The 21,482-nt window shown below is 62.4% G+C and carries 19 protein-coding genes and 1 riboswitch; of the genes, 5 read left to right on the top strand and 14 right to left on the bottom strand.

Annotation, left to right across the window (positions count from 1 at the left end):
- Positions 1-159: 159 nt before the first annotated feature.
- The 10 genes from parC to HU749_RS03615 form a co-directional block, all read right to left on the bottom strand.
- A complete protein-coding gene (gene parC / locus HU749_RS03660) occupies positions 160-2,424 on the bottom strand; it encodes a DNA topoisomerase IV subunit A (protein ID WP_014336284.1) in 2,265 nt (754 codons plus the stop codon).
- 10 nt (positions 2,425-2,434) lie between these two features.
- Positions 2,435-2,956 carry a retropepsin-like aspartic protease family protein gene (locus tag HU749_RS03655; RefSeq protein WP_046065563.1) on the bottom strand — a complete coding sequence of 174 codons (522 nt, stop codon included), beginning with the start codon at positions 2,954-2,956 and terminating at the stop codon, positions 2,435-2,437.
- Positions 2,953-3,939 carry an esterase-like activity of phytase family protein gene (locus HU749_RS03650; protein WP_095963045.1) on the bottom strand — a complete coding sequence of 329 codons (987 nt, stop codon included), beginning with the start codon at positions 3,937-3,939 and terminating at the stop codon, positions 2,953-2,955. The genes HU749_RS03655 and HU749_RS03650 overlap by 4 nt, the downstream gene beginning before the upstream one ends.
- On the bottom strand, positions 3,939-5,843 hold the full coding sequence (gene parE / locus HU749_RS03645; RefSeq protein WP_014336281.1) for a DNA topoisomerase IV subunit B: 1,905 nt from the start codon (positions 5,841-5,843) through the stop codon (positions 3,939-3,941). Before parE ends, HU749_RS03650 begins: the two co-directional genes overlap by 1 nt.
- A gap of 42 nt (positions 5,844-5,885) precedes the next feature.
- Positions 5,886-6,494: a YqiA/YcfP family alpha/beta fold hydrolase gene (locus tag HU749_RS03640; protein WP_046065565.1), complete on the bottom strand. Its 609-nt coding sequence runs from the start codon at positions 6,492-6,494 to the stop codon at positions 5,886-5,888.
- A gap of 603 nt (positions 6,495-7,097) precedes the next feature.
- Entirely contained in the window at positions 7,098-7,457 is a 360-nt protein-coding gene (locus tag HU749_RS03635) for a DUF6124 family protein (protein ID WP_186651100.1), read from the bottom strand.
- Between the two features lie 482 nt (positions 7,458-7,939).
- On the bottom strand, positions 7,940-8,128 hold the full coding sequence (locus HU749_RS03630) for a nucleoid-structuring protein H-NS (RefSeq protein WP_217870593.1): 189 nt from the start codon (positions 8,126-8,128) through the stop codon (positions 7,940-7,942).
- A gap of 169 nt (positions 8,129-8,297) precedes the next feature.
- On the bottom strand, positions 8,298-9,113 hold the full coding sequence (cpdA, locus tag HU749_RS03625; protein ID WP_079301632.1) for a 3',5'-cyclic-AMP phosphodiesterase: 816 nt from the start codon (positions 9,111-9,113) through the stop codon (positions 8,298-8,300).
- Between the two features lie 99 nt (positions 9,114-9,212).
- The gene (locus HU749_RS03620) at positions 9,213-9,665 is read right to left on the bottom strand and encodes a DUF1249 domain-containing protein (RefSeq protein ID WP_014336275.1); all 453 of its coding nucleotides are present in this window, start codon (positions 9,663-9,665) and stop codon (positions 9,213-9,215) included.
- A complete protein-coding gene (locus HU749_RS03615; RefSeq protein ID WP_046065568.1) occupies positions 9,656-10,273 on the bottom strand; it encodes an NUDIX domain-containing protein in 618 nt (205 codons plus the stop codon). Before HU749_RS03615 ends, HU749_RS03620 begins: the two co-directional genes overlap by 10 nt.
- A gap of 214 nt (positions 10,274-10,487) precedes the next feature.
- Between HU749_RS03615 and HU749_RS03610 the strand changes: the two genes are divergently transcribed.
- Complete coding sequence (locus HU749_RS03610; protein WP_095962262.1) at positions 10,488-11,234, top strand: DUF3298 domain-containing protein; 747 nt, start codon at positions 10,488-10,490, stop codon at positions 11,232-11,234.
- Here HU749_RS03610 and cytX read toward each other — a convergent pair.
- Both cytX and thiC read right to left on the bottom strand, forming a co-directional pair.
- Entirely contained in the window at positions 11,203-12,495 is a 1,293-nt protein-coding gene (gene cytX / locus HU749_RS03605; RefSeq protein WP_095962263.1) for a putative hydroxymethylpyrimidine transporter CytX, read from the bottom strand. The two genes, HU749_RS03610 and cytX, sit on opposite strands and share 32 nt — an antisense overlap.
- Before the next feature lie 176 nt (positions 12,496-12,671).
- A complete protein-coding gene (gene thiC, locus HU749_RS03600) occupies positions 12,672-14,561 on the bottom strand; it encodes a phosphomethylpyrimidine synthase ThiC (protein ID WP_046065570.1) in 1,890 nt (629 codons plus the stop codon).
- A gap of 161 nt (positions 14,562-14,722) precedes the next feature.
- A riboswitch (TPP riboswitch) is annotated at positions 14,723-14,828 on the bottom strand.
- A 156-nt stretch (positions 14,829-14,984) separates the two neighbouring features.
- On the opposite strand from thiC, the gene HU749_RS03595 reads away from it, so the two are divergent.
- Positions 14,985-16,424, top strand: a complete 1,440-nt coding sequence (locus HU749_RS03595; RefSeq protein ID WP_079301627.1) for a TolC family outer membrane protein — start codon at positions 14,985-14,987, stop codon at positions 16,422-16,424.
- 187 nt (positions 16,425-16,611) lie between these two features.
- Here HU749_RS03595 and waaA read toward each other — a convergent pair whose 3' ends face one another.
- Together waaA and HU749_RS03585 are read right to left on the bottom strand one after the other, a co-directional pair.
- On the bottom strand, positions 16,612-17,886 hold the full coding sequence (waaA, locus tag HU749_RS03590; RefSeq protein WP_095962264.1) for a lipid IV(A) 3-deoxy-D-manno-octulosonic acid transferase: 1,275 nt from the start codon (positions 17,884-17,886) through the stop codon (positions 16,612-16,614).
- Between the two features lie 22 nt (positions 17,887-17,908).
- Positions 17,909-18,799, bottom strand: coding sequence for a LysR family transcriptional regulator (locus HU749_RS03585; RefSeq protein ID WP_095962265.1), 891 nt, complete (start codon positions 18,797-18,799; stop codon positions 17,909-17,911).
- Between the two features lie 103 nt (positions 18,800-18,902).
- Between HU749_RS03585 and HU749_RS03580 the strand changes: the two genes are divergently transcribed.
- From HU749_RS03580 to HU749_RS03570, 3 genes are all read left to right on the top strand, one after another.
- On the top strand, positions 18,903-19,235 hold the full coding sequence (locus HU749_RS03580) for a DMT family transporter (RefSeq protein ID WP_079301624.1): 333 nt from the start codon (positions 18,903-18,905) through the stop codon (positions 19,233-19,235).
- Between the two features lie 243 nt (positions 19,236-19,478).
- The gene (locus tag HU749_RS03575; RefSeq protein ID WP_186651248.1) at positions 19,479-20,654 is read left to right on the top strand and encodes an NAD(P)/FAD-dependent oxidoreductase; all 1,176 of its coding nucleotides are present in this window, start codon (positions 19,479-19,481) and stop codon (positions 20,652-20,654) included.
- Positions 20,651-21,463, top strand: coding sequence for an aldo/keto reductase (locus HU749_RS03570; protein ID WP_013692125.1), 813 nt, complete (start codon positions 20,651-20,653; stop codon positions 21,461-21,463). Before HU749_RS03575 ends, HU749_RS03570 begins: the two co-directional genes overlap by 4 nt.
- The last annotated feature ends 19 nt before the right edge of the window (positions 21,464-21,482 follow it).

Raw genomic sequence — 21,482 nt, 5'->3', positions numbered from 1 at the left:
CACAAGGCTTGCCACAGTGAAAAAATACTCGGTCATTATGAAGAACGCTCGGCCACGCCGGCGCTTGAAAGGGCCTATCATCCGTGAATATGCGCGCCGACTCCAGCGCGAAAGTATCGATCTGCGGCATTTAATCGCAGACCGAGCCCTCTAGTACGCCTAATTGAGGTTTTCGACGAGCAGCGCATCGACTCGCTGAAATCCCCTTGGAAGCTTGTTGCCCCGCCGACCGCGTTCACCCTTGTAATGCTCAAGATCGTCCGCCTTCAACGAAAGCGTGCGCTTGCCTGCCTGTAGCACAAGCGTGGCGCCTTCCGGCAACACTGCAATATCCGTGACATATTCCTCACGGCTGGCGACCCGTTCGCCGGAAATACCAATAATCTTGTTGCCCTTGCCTTTACCCAACTGCGGCAGGTCGCTGATCTTGAACACCAGCAACCGGCCTTCAGTGGTGACCGACGCCAGCCAGTTGTTCTCCCGATCGGCAACCGGCCGCGGCGCAATCACCTTGGCGTTGTTCGGCAGGCTCAACAAGGCCTTGCCCGCCTTGTTCTTGGCTTGCAGGTCCTCACCCTTGACCACGAACCCGTAACCTGCGTCCGATGCTATTACGTACAGTCCATCATCATCAGGCATCAGCACACATTCAAAAGTTGCACCCGGCGGTGGCGTTAAACGACCGGTCAGCGGTTCGCCCTGGCCGCGAGCCGACGGCAGGGTATGCGCCGGCACCGAATAGCTGCGTCCGGTGGAGTCGACGAACACCGCAAACTGGTTGGAACGCCCGGCCGCCAAGGCCTTGAAGCCATCCCCGGCCTTGTAGGAAAGCCCCGTCGCGTCAATATCATGACCCTTGGCGGAGCGCACCCAACCTTTTTCTGACAGCACGACGGTGACTTTCTCGTTCGGCAACAGGTCGTGTTCGGTCAGCGCCTTGGCTTCGGCACGCTCGACGATGGGCGAGCGACGGTCGTCGCCGTAGGTTTCGGCGTCCTTGAGCAGTTCGGTACGCACCAGCTTCTTGAGCTTGGCTTCGCTTCCCAGCAGGGCTTGCAGCTTGGCTTGCTCTTTGAGCAATTCATCCTGTTCGGCGCGCAGCTTCATCTCTTCCAACCGCGCCAACTGCCGCAGGCGGGTGTCGAGGATGTAGTCGGCCTGGATTTCACTCAGGGCAAAACGGGCGATCAGGCTGGCCTTGGGATGCTCCTCGGTGCGGATGATGTGGATCACTTCATCCAGGTTGAGGTAGGCAATCAGCAAGCCGTCCAACAGGTGCAGGCGGCGCTCGACCTTGTCCAGGCGGAATTGCAGGCGCCGGCGCACGGTCTTGACCCGGAACTCGAGCCATTCCACCAGCAATGCCCGCAGGTTTTTCAACTGCGGTTTGCCGTCCAGGCCAATGATGTTGATGTTGACCCGGTAGCTGGACTCCAGGTCAGTGCTGGCGAACAGGTGCTGCATCAGCGCGTCGTGGTCGACCCGGCTGTTGACCGGGATAATCACGATGCGGCACGGGTTTTCGTGGTCGGATTCGTCACGCAAGTCCGCCACTTGCGGCGCTTTCGACGGTTTTGCCTGCATCATCGCGGCAATTTGCTCCAACACCTTGGCCCCGGAGACCTGATGCGGCAGCGCCGTGACAATGATGTCGCCGTCTTCAATGTGGTACACGGCGCGCATGCGCACCGAACCGCGACCGGTCTCGTAGATTTTCAGCAGGTCGGCACGCGGCGTGATGATCTCCGCTTCGGTCGGATAGTCCGGGCCCTGGATATGTTCACAGAGCTGCTCCACCGTGGCTTTGGGCTCATCCAGCAGACGCACGCACGCCGTGGCCACTTCCCGCAGGTTGTGGGGCGGCACGTCAGTGGCCATGCCCACGGCAATGCCGGTGGTGCCATTGAGGAGAATATTCGGCAACCGCGCCGGCAAAACCAGGGGTTCGTCGAGGGTGCCGTCGAAGTTCGGCCCCCAGTCCGCGGTACCCTGGCCCAGTTCGCTGAGCAGCACTTCGGAATAGCGCGACAACCGCGCCTCGGTGTAACGCATGGCCGCGAACGACTTGGGATCATCCGGCGCACCCCAGTTGCCCTGGCCGTCCACCAGCGTGTAGCGATAGCTGAATGGCTGGGCCATCAGCACCATGGCTTCATAGCAGGCCGAGTCGCCGTGGGGGTGGAACTTACCAAGCACGTCACCGACGGTACGCGCCGATTTCTTGTGCTTGGAATCCGCGTCCAGCCCCAGCTCACTCATGGCATAGATGATCCGCCGCTGAACCGGCTTCAAACCATCGCCGATGTGCGGCAAGGCGCGGTCCATGATCACGTACATGGAGTAATTGAGGTAGGCATTTTCGGTGAAGTCAGCCAGCGATCGGCGTTCTACGCCGTCTAAGCTGTCTGCAAGAATGTCGCTCATGCGGGCCTCATCAGTTCGTTGTCTGGCGCAGCAGCATGGTGCCGTCGCGCTGGGTAAATTCAAGTTTGTTCAGGGCGCTCATGCCCAGCAGCACTTGCGTGCCACCCAGGCCTGGCGCCACCAGGGCACGGACATCGCGCAAGACGATGTCACCCAATTGCAGCCGGTCGATGCGGGTGCGATAGCCCTCGCTCAAACCGTTGGCGGTACTCAACGTCACGCCGAAACCTTTTTCCAGCTTGAGGCGCTCGGCCAACTCCACCGGAATCGCCACGTCGGTGGCGCCGGTGTCGAGCATGAAGTCCACCGGCTGGCCGTTGATCTGGCCGCTGGCGACAAAATGCCCCTGCGTATTGCCGACCAGCTTCACCTCGATAAAACCTTCGCCTTTTTGCGAATACACCTGGGTATTGGGATTTTGCTGACGCTGCTCCCATTGGGCAAAAAACCGCGTCGCCAGAAACAGCGCCGCACACCAAGCCAGGATCATCAGCACCCGGCCGGCGCGCTTGCCTGGCAGTTGCTGGCTCATGGCGAGGCACTCCAGCCACCCTCGGGCGCGGCGAAGCGCCAGACGATTGGCCGCTGTTCACCATCTGCCCGCGAGCCATCGTTGTTGTCCAGGCCGATCCAGGAACCCTCGGCGTCCACCACCAGCGCTTCGGCCAGCCCATAGGGCTGGGGATAACGGCGGTTATCCTGCAACGCCTCGGCGGCGAACGACCAGCAACGTTCCACCTGGGCGCTCTGCGGGTTACGCCGGCAGATCTGATAGGCATTGCGCTCCAGGGTAAACAGCTTGCCATCGAACAATGACAGGTCGGCGAAATCCCGCGAAACCGCCTTGGCCTTGGGGACCTGCGCCGGCTGCATTTCCAACCCCGCTTCGCTCAGCAACACGCAGTTGCCATCGCAGTCCCACACCGTTTGCTGGCGCTTGATCAGCAGCAGGCCGCGACGCTCGCGCTCGGTCGCCAACCACAGCTGGTCACCGGCCGGATTGATTGCCAAGCCTTCGAACAACGCATTGAAATGCAACAACATGCCACTGGCGCGGGCCTGGCGGATCATTGTTGGTGCGATTTTCAACCAGGACGCCGGTCCCGCTGGTGGTACCTGCAACACCGCGGCGTGAGATTCGCTGACCACATAGCGATTACCGGCGCTGTCGCAACTGATGCCTTCAAAATCCAGCTCGCCACCGCGCAGGAACGACGCCGCCCAGGTTCGGGATTTCAAGCCCCAGGGCAAACCGCTGTCCGGCACCTTCGGCACCTCGATTTCAACCACTTCGGCTTGCCAGACCGGCGCATCGACGGGCGTGAGGCGGTAGATCCGGTCATCGTCGCGATCAGACACCGTCCACATGTCGCTGCCGCACAGCGCCAGCCCCGACAAATTGCCGCCGCGCATGCCATCAACGGCATGCTCGGACAGCAGCTTCAGCTCCGGTGCAGGCCCTGCGACCACAACCCCCGCCCACAGCAACAACGCCAGGGCGAAACCGTTGCGCATCAGGCCAGCACCTCGGCCAGGTTCCCTTTGGATTCAAGCCAGGATTTGCGGTCACCAGCGCGTTTCTTCGCCAGCAGCATGTCCATCATTTCCGACGTCGCTTCGAAATCATCCAGGGTCAACTGCACCAAGCGGCGCGTGTTGGGATCCATGGTGGTTTCACGCAACTGCGGCGGGTTCATCTCGCCCAGGCCCTTGAATCGGGTGACCTGCGGCTTGCCGCGTTTCTTCTCGGCCACCAGGCGATCGAGAATGCCGTCGCGCTCGGCTTCGTCCAGGGCGTAGTAGATTTCCTTGCCCAAGTCGATGCGATACAGCGGCGGCATCGCCACATAGACGTGGCCGGCATCCACCAGCGGGCGGAAATGCTGAACGAACAAGGCACAGAGCAACGTGGCGATGTGCAGGCCGTCGGAGTCGGCGTCGGCGAGGATGCAGATCTTGCCGTAGCGCAGCTGGCTCATGTCCTCGGCGCCCGGATCGACACCGATGGCCACCGCGATGTTATGCACTTCCTGGCTGGCCAGCACTTCGCTGCCGTCCACTTCCCAGGTATTGAGGATCTTGCCCCGCAGCGGCAGGATCGCCTGGAACTCCTTGTCCCGCGCCTGCTTGGCAGAGCCGCCGGCGGAGTCACCTTCCACCAGGAACAGCTCGGAACGCATCGGGTCCTGCCCGGCACAATCGGCGAGCTTGCCCGGCAATGCCGGCCCCTGGGTGATGCGCTTGCGCTCGACCTTCTTGCTGGCCTTGAGACGACGGCCGGCGTTATTGATTGCCAGCTCGGCCAGGGCCAAACCGGTTTCCGGGTTGGCGTTGAGCCACAGGCTGAACGCGTCCTTGACCACCCCGGAGACAAACGCCGCCGCTTCGCGGGACGACAGGCGTTCCTTGGTCTGGCCGGAGAATTGCGGTTCCTGCATCTTCATCGACAGCACGAAGGCGATGCGTTCCCAGACGTCTTCCGGCGCCAGCTTCACGCCACGGGGCAGCAAGTTGCGGAACTCACAGAACTCGCGCATCGCATCGAGCAACCCTTGGCGCAAGCCGTTGACGTGGGTACCGCCCTGGGCCGTGGGAATCAGGTTGACGTAGCTTTCCTGGACGCTTTCGCCGCCTTCGGGCAGCCACAACAGTGCCCAGTCCACCGCTTCCTTGTTACCGGCCAGGCTGCCGCAGAACGGCTCGTCGGGCAGGCGTTCGAAACCGTTGACCGCGTCCACCAGGTAGGAGCGCAGGCCATCTTCGTAATGCCATTCGACTTTCTCGCCGGTGGCCTTGTCCTCGAAACTGACCAGCAGCCCCGGACACAACACGGCCTTGGCCTTGAGCACGTGCTTGAGGCGGCTGACGGAAAACTTCGGCGAATCGAAATACTTCGGGTCCGGGGCGAAATACACGCTGGTCCCGGTGTTGCGCTTGCCGACGGTGCCGACCACTTCCAGCTCGGTGGCCTTGTAGCCGTCGGCGAAGGTCATCTGGTATTCGTTGCCGTCACGCTTGACCCGCACCCGTACCTGGGTCGACAAGGCGTTGACCACGGAAATACCCACCCCGTGCAGACCGCCGGAGAACTGGTAGTTCTTGTTGGAAAACTTGCCGCCGGCATGGAGCTTGGTGAGGATCAGCTCGACGCCCGACACACCCTCTTCGGGGTGAATGTCCACCGGCATGCCGCGGCCATCGTCGCTGACTTCCAGCGAGTGATCGGCGTGCAGGATGACCTGCACCGAACGGGCGTGCCCGGCCAAGGCTTCGTCGACACTGTTGTCGATGACTTCCTGGGCGAGGTGGTTCGGCCGACTGGTGTCGGTGTACATGCCGGGGCGCTTGCGCACCGGGTCGAGGCCCGAGAGGACTTCGATGGCGTCTGCGTTATAAGAGCTAGCGCTGGGAGTGGCCATGGGGTCTCGTCGTCAGTGTTCAATGAAAAAGGGGCGATGGGCTCACAGCGACGTGAAGTCGATCGCCTGGTACAAATCGGCGCCAATGCCGGCAAAACTCAACAGCGCCGGCAACTGCTGGGCAAACCCTTGGAAACTGTGGTCGCCGCCGGCCTGGATGCGCAAGGCACAGGCGCGGTAATACTGCTGGGCGTGGCGATAATCCAGCGTTTCGTCACCGGTTTGCAACCATACCTGAAATCGCTGCGGATCCCGGGGCGCCGGCACTTGCAGTTCGGCCAGGGCCGTGACGTGGTCGTGGGTCAATTCCCAGGTTTCGTCGGTGTACAGATTCTTCTGCGTGCCCAGGTAGCCGTCGAACATCCGATGCGGGCTGACGGCAGGGTTGATCAACAGGGCCTTGAGGCCGTGGCGCTCGGCCAAGTGAGTCGCATAGTAGCCGCCGAGCGAGCTGCCGACCAGCAGCGGGCGCCCCAGTTCTGTAATCGCCTGTTCCAACTGACCGATGGCCTGGCGGGGGTGGTGATGCAAGGCGGGCACCTGCAACTGGTCGCCCAAACCCAGGCGTGCCATCACCTCGGTCAACTGACAGGCCTTGGTCGACGCTGGGGCGCTGTTGAAGCCATGGATATAAAGGATCGAACCCGACATTGCCGACTCCCTGGGTGTTGGGCAAAAGCCGGAGTTTACAGGGAGATTGCGGTGGTTGGGGGGGGGATTTGACCGTGTTGTCGCCTCCGATGACCCGTCGATCACGGCGGCTGTGGGAGCAAAGCTTGCTCGCGAGGCGGCCTTGTAGCCGACTTGGTTCTCCCGGTTGTACTTCGATCAAACTGTGGGAGCGAGCTTGCTCGCGATAGCGGCCTGACAGCCGGGCAGGTTTTTGTTGACCGGGTACATATCCATTTCTGCGGTAACGGCCGCTTAGGGTTCCGCCCTGACGGCGGGTCACTTTCGAAAAGCGCGAAAGTAACCAAAGCGCTCCTGCCCCACCACTCGGCACCTCGCCTAGGCTCGGTGTGCCCTCACTCCGGCATTGCTCCGTGGGCCCGCCGCGAAGGGCCATCCATGGCCCAGCGCGGCTAACCCGGCATCCATGCCGGGTTGCCCACTCCACAATGCCTGCGTTCGGCCATCGTGGTTAACGGGGCGCCGAGATCAACGTCCACCACGAGGCGGCCTAGTAGCCGACCTGGTTCTTGGTGAGACCATGTTCCTCCTGTGCGAGCTTGCTCGCTTCTGCGCGTGGTGTGGTCAGGTGTGTGTATTGACGTTGTCCAGCATCCGATTCGCCAATAAAGCGCCCAGCTCGATCAGTTGCTGAATGCCAAGGGCAACATGGCGTCGCGAGCCTTTCAGGTCGAAGGCAAGGTCGCTGACCATGGCATCGGCTGAGGCCAAAGTTTCGCTGAGGTTGGCCAGCAGGCTTTCGGTGTCGACACCGTCCACGACGGTGAACAGTTGACCTGAGGGTTTTTTCTTTTTGGATTGAGGTTTGGGGTCAAGATAATGGTCGATGGCGCGCTTGGCGGCTTCATCGAGGATCGGGGGAACCTGGCTGGCTTCGGGAGAAATGGAATCGTTTTTTGTTGGCCCAGAGTTATCTTCAGACATGTTGGCGCTCCACTAGGATTGAAATAACGCCCTTCTACTTTCGGGTTTCCAGGCCCGGCCGCTGAACTTTCAGCGACGGGAAAAGGTTAGCGACAGCACTTCCCACCCAGCAACCGCCAGAGCTCGTCGGAAAAATCTGCTGCAGCCCGGAGGATTGTCCGACCATTCCCACAATCCTGGTCGGCTGTCAGGCCGCCATCGCGAGCAAGCTCGCTCCCACACAGGTTTTGGGTCGTTTATAAGATCCGTGTCCACCGCCGATCCCTGTGGGAGCCGAGCTTGCTCGCGATAGCGGTGGGTCTGCTTGCATCAATGCTGAATGTGCCGCCGTCTTCGCGAGCAGGCTCGCTCCCACAATGGGATAGGAGTACGACCGGAAGAGCTAGGTCGGCTATCAGGCCGCCTCGCGAGCAAGCTTTGCTCCCACAGGTCCTGCTCAAACAGATCTGATGGGTGTACGACCGGAAGAGCCAGGTCGGCTACTAGGCCGCCTCGCGGTGGACGTTGATCTCGGACGCCCCGTTAACCACGATGGCCGAACGCAGGCATTGTGGAGTGGGCATCCCGGCATGGATGCCGGGATAGCCGCGCTGGGCCATGGATGGCCCTTCGCGGCGGGCCCACGGAGCAATGCCGGAGTGAGGGCACACCGAGCCAAAGCGAGGTGCCAAGTGGTGGGGCAGAAGCGCTTTGGTTACTTTCGACTGGGCCGGCTTCCGGGCTCTTCGAAAGTGACCCGCCGTCAGGGCGGAACCCTAAGCAGCCGTTACCGCAGAAATGGATATGTACTCAATCAAGCCTTCGCGAGCAGGCTCGCTCCCACAATAAACAGGATCGAACTCAGTACCCGTTGGAGCCATAGTCGGGGGTAAACGCAAACCCAACCACCCGCTCAACCCCCGTCTCCAATCGCCCATCCGGCAAGAGCCGCAACCACCGATACCCAGGCGCCTGCGAGCCCACCGCAAAATCCTCACTCCCCGGCTCAAACTGAATACAAGTCGAAGGCGAAGCCAACAAACGAACCCCCTCGCGCATCCGGTCAACCTCCTGATGCACATGCCCCCACAACACCGCCCGCACCTGGGGAAACCGATCCAGCACCGCAAACAGCGCCTCCGGATTACGCAACCCGATCGGCTCCATCCACACACACCCAATCGACACAGGATGATGATGCAGACACACCAGATGATGCCGCTCCGGCGCCTCGCTCAAGGCATTGGCCAACAGAATCAACTGTTCCTCGGCCAAAAAACCCGGCACCGAACCAGGCACGGCAGAATCCAGCATCGTCACGCGCCAATTGCCAATGTCCACCACCGAATCGAGCAACCTGCTCTTGACCGCCGCCTCAAGCATCACCTGCGGCTCATCATGGTTACCCGGAATCCACCGCGCCGGCGCATCGATTCGCGCAGTCAACTGCCGAAACGCCGCGTAGGATTCCAACGTGCCGTCCTGGGACAGATCCCCGGTGGCGAGCATCAGGTCAATGTCCGGCTGCTGCTTGAGCACCAGATCAATGACCGCTCGCAAACTGTCACGGGTATTCATGCCCAGCAACGAAGCATCGGCCTCGGCGAACAAATGGCTGTCGGACAGTTGGACCAATAACGCCGCATCGGCAGTGGTCAAGCTGGATACGCTCGGCAAATCGCTCTCTCCCAGGCGCAGTCACGCCGTTGCATGAAGCCGCAATTATGCTGGGGGATGATCGAAAGGGGAAACCCGCGAACCGGAACCGGTTCACAACTACCGAACGACTTCGAACTCGTGGCCCAGCGCCAGGCAATGACTCAGCCACTCACCCAGGAACAGGTTCAACTGGGCCTTTTCGTCCGGCTGGTGCATTGACGCATTGGGGTAAGGATAGATGCCGCGAAAGCGTCGTGCATGTTCGGCGCTGACGACTTCGGCCATGCGCGCATCGTGATAGACCTGAACTTCCAGCTGCGGCACCGGCAGCCAGGGCAGGCTGTGCTCCTGGCGCACTTGCAGCGTGGTGGTGTAGGGACAGGCCTGGAGCACTTCCAGGGCCAACACGCCCAGCATCTGGTCGCCGTGGGTCACGGCGATGCGCCGAGGCGCCGGGTCGTTGCGCATGTCTGGCAACAGGCGCATCAGGCGGGCGTAGTTGGCCTCGCAGGCGGCCTGCAACCCCACCAGATCGACGCGATAGCGATCGCGCAGCTTGTTCAGGACCATAGCCCCCTCACTTCCTCGCGATTCAAGGCCAGCCATTGCAGGGCGATGATGCTCGGTGCATTGCAGATTTGTCCGTCGCGCACAGCTTGCAGGGCATCTTCGAAAGACCAGACTTTGACGCGGATATCTTCCGCCTCTTCCGCCAGGCCATGGAGCCCGCCCGCCCCCTTGCTGTCGCAACGCCCCAGGTACAAATGAACGAATTCATCGCTGCCGCCCGGAGATGGAAAATACTTGGTCATCGGCCAAAGCGCAGCGAAGGCAAGCCCAGCTTCCTCCTGCGCTTCACGATGAGCAACTTCTTCCGGTTGCTCGTCCTTGTCGATCAGGCCGGCCACCAGTTCCACCAGCCAGGGATTGCCGGTCTTGCCCATGGCGCCGACGCGAAACTGCTCGATGAGCACCACTTCATCGCGCTGCGGGTCGTAAGGCAGCACGCACACCGCGTCATGGCGCACGAACAATTCACGGCTGATTTCACGGCTCATGCCACCGGCAAACAACTCATGGCGCAGATGCACACGGTCGAGCTTGTAGAAACCCTGGAAGCAGCTCTCGCGCTTGACGATTTCCACGGCGTTCGGTGTGGCGTTGGCGAAATCGGTCATGACAATCCTCGTGTGCAGTGGATCAATACGAGGTTCCAACCTCGGCTTCGCGCCATCCTAACGCGCCCGTACCCTTTGATGCAGCCCCTTTCCACTCATCGGGATGGACGGCAGAAGGTGAAAGAACTCTAATGAGCTTAGTGGCGAACTGATTGTCCTGCTGGCAGTCGAAGCGGGTAACTTTTCGCCTTTCCCTGTTCCATGAAGGACGCCCATGTCGCTTTTCAAAACTGCCTCCGTGGCCGCCATTGCCCTGACCCTGGGCGCTTGCCAAAGCCTGTTCCAACCCAATTATCGCGCACCGCTGGAAACCACCCGCGACGCGTCGGAACAACTGCAACAAGGTTGCGCCAGTGCCGACTGCCCGTTGGTGAACATCGACACCCTGCACTTTCCCACCGAGCCAGCCCTGGACGGCATCGTTGAAAAACGCCTGCTGCAAATGACCCGCACCGCGCCGGACGCCCCGGCGGCGCCGACGCTTGTCGCCTATCGCGAGCAGTTCCTGCGCAACGCCGCCCCGCGCAACAGCAGCTATTTGCAGGCCAAGGTACGTGAGCAACATGACGGCCTGGTGATCATCGAATTGTCCAGCTACCTGGACACCGGCGGCGCTCACGGCACGCCGGGGCGCGGCTTCATCAACTATTCGCGCCAGCAACACAAGGTGCTGACGCTGTCGGACATGCTGCTGCCGGGCCAGGAAGAAGCGTTCTGGAAAGCCGCCCAGGTCGCCCACAACAGTTGGCTGATCAGCACCAAGCTGGATCAGGAACCCGAGTTCCTGAAACAGTGGTCCTTCCAGAAAACCCCACACGTGGCGCTGACCTACGGCGGGGTGATCCTCAAGTACGAAGTGAGCACCATCGCGCCGTACGCCCTGGGCCACATCGAATTGAAGATCGCTTACCCACGCCTCAATGGCATCCTCAAGCCCGAGCTGTTCCCCGGCCGTAGCTGAAAGCCCGGCCCAGCAACAGTTGCAGCAACCCTGCCAGAATCAGCGAAGGCAGGGTTGCGCCGATGTCCGGATAGAAGTTGGCCAGCAGGTGATAAGTGCTCACCCCACCCAACCAGGCCAACAGGGCCGGCCAGCGCAACGCGGCTGACACCACTTGGCTGCTGCGTTTGCGCAGGATGAAGTGGTCCACCAGCACCACGCCGAACAGCGGCGCGAACACCGAGCCGATCAGCAACAGGAAGTTCTGGTACTGCGCCAACGGTGCGAAGCAGGCGATCAAGGTGCAGAGCACGCCAATCGCCAAGGCCAGGTGCTCGACCTTCAGCCCCGACAACATGCCACTGGAAACCGCCGCCGAGTGGATGTCGGCGAAGGCGTTTTCCGACTCGTCCAGCAGAATCAGCAGCAGCGGAATGCCCAGCCCGGCGCCCGCCAAGGCCAGTAGCAACGCGTTGACTTCGCCGCTCGGCGCGAACGCCAGGGTGTAGGCCACGCCCAGGCTCATCAGCCAGAAGTTACCGATGAAGAAGCCCACGGCAGTCCCGCCGAAGACATTCTTGGCGCGCTTGCCGAAACGCGAGTAGTCAGCGATCAGCGGCAGCCAGGACAGCGGCATCGCAATGGCGATATCGAATCCCACCGCCAACGGCATCGAGCCGTCGCCCGCCTGGGCCCACAGCGCGACCAGATCAGCCTTGGCGAACAGGTTCCAGGTCAGCCAGATACACGCCGCCAGCAGCAGCCAGATACCCCACTTGCGCAGGACCTTGCGCACGAACGTCAACGGCCCGCTGACCGCGAGCAGGGTCGCCAGGGCACCGAAGAACAGTGTCCACAGCAGAGGGTTGGAGCCCAGGCTGCCTTCGCTGAAGGCTCGGGCACCGAGCAGGCTGGCGGCATCACGCATGACGATGATTTCGAACGAGCCCCAGCCGATCAGCTGCAGCAGGTTCAACACCGCCGGCACGCTCGCGCCCTTGCCGCCGAGGCTGAGCTTGAGGGCCGCCATGGCCGACAGGCCGGTGTCGCTGCCGATCACGCCGACGGCCGCCAGCAGCAGGACGCCCACCAGCGTGCCAAGGAAAATCGCCAGCAACGAGCCACTCAAGCCCAGGCCCGGCGCGAGCAAGGCACCGACCTGCAAGACCATCAGGCCGATGCCCAGGGAGAACCACAGGGAAAACAGATCGCGAGCGCCGAAGACGCGCTTGTCCAGGGGGACGGCGGTGTCTGGGGAGTAGGTGCTGGGTTGGATGTTCAAGGGTTGTTATCTCAGGAGGATATTTGTTGTTCTGATGATTGCTTTCGCGAGCAGGCTCGCTCCCACAGTGGATCTCGGTCGTTCACAAATCTTGTGTTCACCGCAGATCCATTGTGGGAGCGAGCCTGCTCGCGAAGGCGGCAGTGAGGACACCGCCACCCTCAGCTCAGCTCAAATCAGACTTTCTTGTAAAGCTGACTACCTTCCTTCTTGAACCGCTCTGCCTGCTCCGCCAGGCCCTGGGCAACGTCCACGTCCACCGCCTCGATGCGTTGGTTGGCCGCGTACTCGCGCACTTCCTGGGTGATTTTCATCGAGCAGAATTTCGGCCCGCACATCGAGCAGAAATGCGCGACCTTGGCCGAGTCCTTCGGCAGGGTTTCGTCGTGGTACGAGCGGGCGGTGTCCGGGTCCAGGCCGAGGTTGAACTGGTCCTCCCAACGGAACTCGAAACGCGCCTTGCTCAAGGCGTTGTCGCGGATCTGCGCGCCCGGGTGGCCCTTGGCAAGGTCGGCAGCGTGGGCGGCGATCTTGTAGGTGATGATCCCGGTCTTCACGTCATCCTTGTTCGGCAAGCCGAGGTGTTCCTTCGGCGTGACGTAGCAGAGCATGGCGCAACCGAACCAGCCGATCATCGCCGCACCGATACCGGAGGTAATGTGGTCGTAACCCGGCGCGATGTCGGTGGTCAGTGGGCCGAGGGTGTAGAACGGCGCCTCGTCGCAGCACTCGAGCTGCTTGTCCATGTTCTCTTTGATCAGTTGCATCGGCACGTGGCCGGGGCCTTCGATCATGCATTGCACGTCGTGCTTCCAGGCGATCTTGGTCAGCTCGCCGAGGGTTTCCAGCTCACCGAACTGCGCTTCGTCGTTGGCGTCGGCAATCGAGCCCGGACGCAGGCCATCGCCCAGCGAGAAGCTGACGTCGTAGGCCTTCATGATTTCGCAGATGTCTTCGAAGTGGGTGTAGAGGAAGTTCTCTTTGTGGTGCGCCAGGCACCACTTGGCCATGATCGAACCGCCACGGCTGACGATACCGGTGACGCGCTTGGCGGTCATCGGCACATAGCGCAGCAACACGCCGGCGTGGATGGTGAAGTAGTCGACGCCCTGCTCGGCCTGTTCGATCAGCGTGTCACGGAACAGCTCCCAGGTCAGGTCTTCAGCCACGCCGCCGACTTTTTCCAGGGCCTGGTAGATCGGCACGGTGCCGATCGGCACTGGCGAGTTGCGGATGATCCACTCGCGGGTTTCATGGATGTGCTTGCCGGTGGACAGGTCCATGACCGTGTCCGAACCCCAGCGGATGCCCCAGGTCAGCTTCGCCACTTCTTCTTCGATGGACGAACCCAGCGCACTGTTGCCGATGTTGCCGTTGATCTTCACCAGGAAGTTACGGCCGATGATCATCGGTTCCAGTTCGGTGTGGTTGATGTTGGCCGGGATGATCGCGCGACCACGGGCGATTTCGTCACGCACGAATTCCGGGGTGATGACTTTCGGCACGCTGGCGCCGAAGCTGTGGCCGGCGTGTTGCTGGTCCAGCAGGCCAGCGGCGCGGGCGACTTCCAGCTTCATGTTTTCGCGGATGGCGACGTATTCCATCTCGGCGGTGATGATGCCTTTGCGCGCGTAGTGCATCTGGCTGACGTTGGCACCCGGCTTGGCGCGACGCGGGTTGTTCACATGGGCAAAGCGCAGCTTGGTCAGCTCGGGATCAGCCAGGCGTTCCTGGCCGAAGTTGGAGCTCAGGCCGGCAAGACGCTCGGTGTCGCCACGGGCCTCGATCCACGGCGAGCGCACGTCGGCCAGGCCCTGGCGCACGTCGATAACCACGTTCGGATCGGTGTACGGGCCCGAGGTGTCGTACACCACCACCGGCGCGTTGATTTCGCCGCCGAAGTCGGTGGGGGTCACGTCGAGGCTGATTTCGCGCATGGGCACGCGGATATCCGGGCGGCTGCCCTGGACATAGATTTTTTGCGAGCGGGTAAAGGGCTGAACCGATTGCTCATCGACCTTGGCCGAATCACTGAGGTTGATCGCGTTTTTTGATTTTGTCGTCATCACGGGCTCTCCAGACACACATCCAGGCAGTGGATTTTTGTCGGAGCGAACCTGTAACGAATGGACGCGTCCCTGCACGAAAGTGCGGACGCTGTGCTTGCTGCTCGAGTGCGTTCAATGGTCGAACGACATCCCGGACGAAGCACAAGAGGACTCGCCGGGTGACGAGAAATCTTGTTCCCTACGCAGGCGCTAACCTGATCAGGTTCAACGGGATCCGAAATTATTCGATCTCAGCCTCATAGCAAGGCACCCCGACAAGAACCCGGCCAGTCTAGACACAACCACGAGAGAACGCCATCGTCAGGGCAAAAGGCGTGATGAATGGCGCATATACAGGATTGTTGCCGCGCGCAGGCGCAACTACACTCGCTACGCCGCGCGCCACTTATGCGCACTCATTTGCGAACTAGGGATAGCCTCATGCTGCGCAAACTTTCACTGGCCCTGGCCGTGTCTTGTGCGTCCAACGCAATGGCCTGGGCCGCCGAAGCGCCCTTGACCACCAAAACCGACCTGGTGAGCGTGTATCAGGAAGCGGTGGACAACAACGCCGACCTGGCCGCTGCCCGCGCCCAGTATGGCGCCCAGAAGGAAGTGGTGCCCCAGGCTCGCGCCGGGTTGTTGCCCAACCTTTCGGCCGGCGCCGATCTGAACAACACGCGTACCGAGCTTGACCAGCCGGCGATGACCGCCAACCGCAGTTCCACGGTTTACCAGGCGACGCTGTCCCAGCCGATTTTCCGCGCCGACCGCTGGTTCCAGCTCCAGGCGGCGAAGTCCGTCGACGAACAAGCGTCGCTGCAACTGTCGGCCACTGAACAGAACATGATCCTGCAAAGCGCCGAGAGCTACTTCAACGTGCTGCGCAGCCAGGACAACCTGGCCTCGACCAAGGCCGAGGAAGCCGCGTTCAAGCGCCAACTCGACCAGTCCAACGAACGCTTCGACGTAGGCCTGTCGGACAAGACCGACGTGCTGCAATCCCAGGCCAGCTACGACACAGCACGGGCCAACCGGATCCTCGCCCAGCGCCAGGTCGAAGACGCCTTCGAAGCCTTGATCACCCTGACCAACCGCCAGTACAACTCGCTTCAGGGCATCGTCCACACCTTGCCGATCCTGCCGCCGACGCCGAACGATGCCAAGGCCTGGGTCGACACGGCGGCCAAGCAGAACCTGAACCTGCTGGCCAGCAACTACGCCGTCGATGCCGCCGAGGACACCCTGCGCCAACGCAAGGCTGGCCATGCACCGACCCTCGACGCGATAGCCCAGTATAGAAAAGGCGACAACGACGGCCTCGGTTTCACCAACCCGAGCCCCACCGGCCAGCGTTATGGCGGCGATGCCGAGCAACGCACCATCGGCCTGCAACTGAGCATCCCGATCTACAGCGGCGGGCTGACCAGCTCCCAGGTACGCGAGTCCTACTCGCAGCTCACCCAGACCGAACAGCAACGCGAAGGCCTGCGCCGCCAGGTGGTGGAAAACACCCGTAACCTGCACCGCGCGGTAAACACCGACGTGGAGCAGGTCCAGGCCCGGCGCCAGTCGATCATCTCCAACCAGAGCGCGGTGGAAGCCACGGAAATCGGCTACCAGGTGGGCACCCGCAACATCGTCGATGTGCTCGACGCCCAGCGTCAGCTGTACACCTCGGTGCGCAACTACAACAACGCCCGCTACGACTACATCCTCGACAACCTGCGCCTCAAGCAGGCGGCCGGTACGTTGAGCCCGGCGGACCTGCAAGACCTGTCACGCTACCTCAAGCCCGACTACAACCCCGACCGCGACTTCCTGCCGCCGGACCTGGCCCAGGCAGCAGCGGAGCAATTGCGCTCGCGGCCGGCGCAGTAGTGCACCGATCGCACTAGCAACGAGTCATTTTTGTGGTGGGGCGGCTTACCTGTGGCGAGGGAGCTTGCTCCCGCTGGCCTGCGAAGCAGGCCCAAACCAGTCACCGCGTTCTGTCAGCCAGAACTGCAGTGCCGATTTTACGGCTGCTTCGCAGCCGAGCGGGAGCAAGCTCCCTCGCCACAAAAGCTCACCCCATCAACCGCCCCAACCCCTCCAGCAACCGCTGCAACGCGCCCTGATTGGTGCGCATCACCGCAAGCCCCGCTTCGGCCATGCGCTGGGCATCGCGGGGCAGTTCGAACAGACGCTGCACCGCCAGGGCCAGGCTTTCGGCATCGTCCACTTCCGCCAGCGCACCGGCAGCGCGCAGTTGCGCGGCGATTTCGAGGAAGTTGAACAGATGCGGCCCACTGAGGACCGGTTTCGCCAGCGCCGCCGGCTCGAGCAGATTGTGCCCACCGTTGGGCACCAGGCTGCCACCGACAAACGCACTGTCGGCCAACGCGTAGAGAAACAGCAGTTCACCCATGGTGTCACCGAGCAACACCGACGTCTGAGCGGTGACCGGTTGTGCGCTGGAGCGCCGGGCGGTGGCAAAGCCTTCGCTTTCGCACAACTGGCGTACTGAATCGAAACGCTCAGGATGACGCGGCACCAGAATCAGCAACGCATCGGGATAGCTGTCGAGCAACCGACGATGGGCGGCCAACACCACTTCATCCTCGCCCTCATGAGTACTGGCGGCGATCCACACCGGGCGCTCGGTAGCCTGCCACTGGCGACGCAAGGCACTGGCGTCTTCGAGCAGTTGCGGGTCGATGGTCAGGTCGAACTTGATCGAGCCGGTGACCTCGACGGTTTCCGCCCGGGCGCCCAACTGGCGAAAACGCTCGGCTTCGGCTTCGGTCTGCACGGCGAACAGGCTCATCTCGGCGAGCATCGGCCGAGTGAGCTTGGGAAAGCGTGCATAACCCCGTGCCGAACGCTCAGACAGCCGCGCGTTGGCCAGGGCCACGGGAATGCCGCGCTTGGCACACTGGTGAATGTGGTTGGGCCACAGCTCGGTTTCCATGATCACCGCCAGGGACGGGCGAACCCGGTCGAGAAAACGCTTGGCGGCGCAAGGCAAGTCGTAAGGCAAATAGCAATGCTGGATGCGCGGCTCGCTGGCGAACAACGCCCGGATCCGCTCCGAACCGGTGGGCGTCATGCACGTGACGGTAATCGGCAGCTGTGGATAACGTTGCAGCAAGGCGCGGATCATCGGCGCGGCGGCGATGCTCTCGCCCACCGACACCGCGTGGACCCAGATGCCCCCCGGCACCATGACCGGCAGCCCCCAGGAGAACCGCTCGCCAATGCGCCGGGCATAAGCCGGCGCCTTGCGGGCCCGCAACCACAGCCGAATCGCTACCAGTGGCAGCCCCAGGTAAAACAACACGCTATAGAGAATTCTGTTCATGGCGGCGGAGTTTATCGGTTTTTCAGCCAATCGCCTGCAACTGCACGGCAAAACGTTCCGCCAGCCAACGGGCGGCCGGACCCAGGGGTTCGTCGCGGCGCCAGACCAGTTCCACCACCAGGGCTGGCGGGGTCCATTCGCTGCTGAGCTCGACCATGTCGCCCAGGTACGCCGGGTATTGCACCACATGCCGAGGCAACCAGGCCCAGCCCAGGCCACTCCTCAGCCATTCGGCCAGCACATAGAAACTGTCAGCCCGCCAGACTTGCGGGCTGGCCTGCTCACTGCCGGGATAGACACTGGACTGGGTCGCCATCAACAACTGGCGGTGCCGGGCCATTTCCCGGCAGGTCACATAACCATGGTTCGCCAGCGGGTGCCCCCTGCCGCACACCGTGACCATCTCGACGCTGCCCAGCACCCGGCGCTCCAGCGCCTCGGGGATCTGGTCGTGATAGAACAGCAAGCCGAGGTCGGCGCGGCGCTCCACCAGTTTGCGCGCCACATCGCCTTGGGCGGCGCTGGCCAGTTGCACTTCGAGGGTGGGAAATTGCTCGGCCAGGGCCGCCAGGCTGTCGATGACCGGTTGATAAGGCATGGCTTCGTCCTGGGCCAGGCGCAGCGACGCTTCCTGTCCACGCATCAGGGCCAGGGCCCGGCCATTGAGGCGCTCGCACTGGCGCAGCACTTCCCTGGCTTCTTCAAGCAGGGCTTCGCCCGCGTCGGTGAGCCTGGGCTGCCGGCCGCTGCTGCGCTCGAACAGGCTCACCCCCAAGTCGTCCTCCAGCAAGGCAATCGCGCTGCTGATGGCCGATTGGGCCTTGCGCTGATCCCGGGCCACGGCCGAAAACGAACGTTTCTCGGCGACCCCGACAAACAGCCGCAATTGCTCCAGGTTCCACTGCACGTTCATGGCTCGACCTATCTCCAATAAAGATAGGTAATGACTTTACCGCATCTGAGCCATCTCTAGAATGGCCCCATCGAAAGACGCAACCGTCGAAGAGGAACTGTCTATGAACGCCTACTACTACCTGGCCATCGCCATCTGCGCCGAAGTCATCGCCACCGTTTCGATGAAAGCGATCAAGGGCCTGAGCACACCTCTGCCTTTGCTGCTGGTCGTCGTCGGCTACGCCACCGCGTTCTGGATGCTGACGTTGGTGGTGCGCACCGTACCGGTGGGCGTGGCCTATGCGGTCTGGGCCGGGCTGGGGATCGTCATGGTCAGCGTGGCGGCGCTGTTCATCTACGGGCAGAAACTGGACGTGCCGGCGATGCTGGGGATGGCGTTGATTGTTCTCGGGGTTGTCGTGATCCAACTCTTTTCCAAGACTGCCGGACACTGAAAACCCACTGATCATCCAAGCTGAAATACATTTTCATTGAGCTGGAATGCACTTGTGGCGAGGGAGCTTGCTCCCGCTTGGGTGCGAAGCACCCACTAGAAACGGGACCGCTTCGCACTCCAGCGGGAGCAAGCTCCCTCGCCACAAAAGCTTTTCTCGCAAGCTGCCGACGTTGATCGTCAACAAATTCCCTCCGCATCGAGTCTGTATACTGCGCCCTCGTCTTGAACACTGAGGTCGCTCATGTCATCCGTTATTTCCACCGACATTCTGATTGTCGGCGCAGGCGTCGCCGGTCTCTGGCTGAATGCACGCCTGCGTCGCCAGGGTTTTTCGACCGTGCTGGTGGAAAGCGCCAGCCTCGGTGGCGGGCAGAGTGTCAAATCCCAGGGCATTATCCATGGCGGCGCCAAGTACGCCCTGCACGGTGCCCTGACCGGAGCCTCGGAAGCCATCGCCGACATGCCGCGCCGCTGGCGCGAAGCCCTGAAAGGTGAAGGTGAGCTGGACCTGTCCGGCGTGCGCATGCTGTCCGACGCCCATTACCTCTGGTCCCCCGGCACCCTGGCCGGCAACCTCACCAGTTTCTTTGCCAGCAAGGCCGTGCGCGGGCGGGTCGACCAGGTCAAGGGCGACCAATTGCCGCTGGCCCTGCAAGACAAGCGCTTCAAGGGCAAGGTCTATCGCCTGGCCGAGCTGGTAGTGGACGTGCCGAGCGTGATCGCGCGCCTGGCGGAACTGGCCGGCGACAGCTTGCTCGCCGGGCAACACATCGAACCGCTGCGCGAAGGGGGCGAGCTGATTGGGCTGAAGGTGGATGGCCGCGAGATTCGTGCCCAGCGCATTGTCCTCAGCGCCGGGGGCGGCACCGCCGACCTGCTCAGCGCCTTGGGCCTGGACCAGCCAGCCATGCAGCGCCGGCCGCTGCACATGGTCCTGGTCAAGGGCCCCAGCCTCAAGCCGCTCTACGCCCATTGCCTGGGCGGCGGACCGAAGCCGCGCGTCACCGTGACCACTCATCCGGCGGCCGATGGCCAATGGGTCTGGTACGTGGGTGGCGATCTGGCCGAAGGCGATGGCGTGACCCGCGAGCCTGCCGCGCAGATCGCCGCCGCTCAGAAAGAACTCGGCCAATTGTTGCCTTGGGTCGACATGAGCACCGCGCAATGGGCCACGCTGCGGGTTGACCGCGCCGAACCGTTGCAGTCGGGCCTGACCCGCCCGGATAACGCCTTCCTCGCCGAGCAGGATCGCCTGCTGGTGGGCTGGCCGACCAAACTGGCCCTGGCCCCGGACTTCGCCGATCGGGTGGTCAATGCCCTGCAACGCGATGGCATCCAGCCAAGTCACCCGACCCCACTGCCAGACCTGCCGAAGCCGCCCATGGGCGTCCCTGCCTGGGAGCAACTGCTGCCATGAGCCAACCGACCCTGCATGACCTCTATCGCCCCCTGGGCCATGACGGCCCGCGGGTCTCCCCCCTGGGCCTGGGCACCGTCAAGCTCGGTCGCGACCAAGGCGTCAAATACCCCAACGGCTTTCGGATCCCCGATGACGACGAAGCGCGCATGTTGCTCAAACTGGCGCGCGACCTGGGTATCAACCTGATCGACACCGCGCCGGCCTATGGCCGCAGCGAGGAACGCCTCGGCCCGCTGTTGCGCGGCCAACGCCAGGACTGGGTGATTGTCAGCAAGGTCGGCGAAGAGTTCAGCGACGGCCAGTCACGCCATGACTTCAGTGCCGCCCATACCCGATTCTCGGTGGAACGCAGCCTCAAGCGCCTGGAAACCGACTATATCGACCTGGTCCTGGTACATTCGGATGGCAATGACCTGGCGATCCTCAACGACAGCGAGGTCTACCCGACCCTGGCGGCGCTCAAGCGCGAGGGCAAGATCGGCGGCTTCGGTTTTTCCGGCAAGACCGTCGACGGTGGCCTGAAAGCCTTGGAGCAAGGCGATTGTGCGATGGTCACCTACAATCTGAACGAACGAAACGAAAAGGCGGTCATTGACTACGCCAGCGAGCACGGCAAAGCGATCCTGGTGAAGAAGGCCCTGGCCAGCGGCCACGTCTGCCTGAGCCCCGGGGTAGACCCGGTTCGCGCCAGCTTCGAACTGTTGTTTGAGCATCCTGGGGTCGCCAGTGCTATTGTCGGCACCATCAATCCGCTGCACCTCGCCCATAACGTCGCGACCGTCGCCAAGGTCCTGCGTAAAAACTGACGCCGCCCTACGCGGCCTT

It is taken from the genome of Pseudomonas ogarae, from assembly GCF_014268695.2.
GTDB classification, from domain to species: domain Bacteria; phylum Pseudomonadota; class Gammaproteobacteria; order Pseudomonadales; family Pseudomonadaceae; genus Aquipseudomonas; species Aquipseudomonas kilonensis.
The sequence above is the reverse complement of the archived record's forward strand: the minus strand, read 5'-3'. Positions and strand labels throughout refer to the sequence as shown.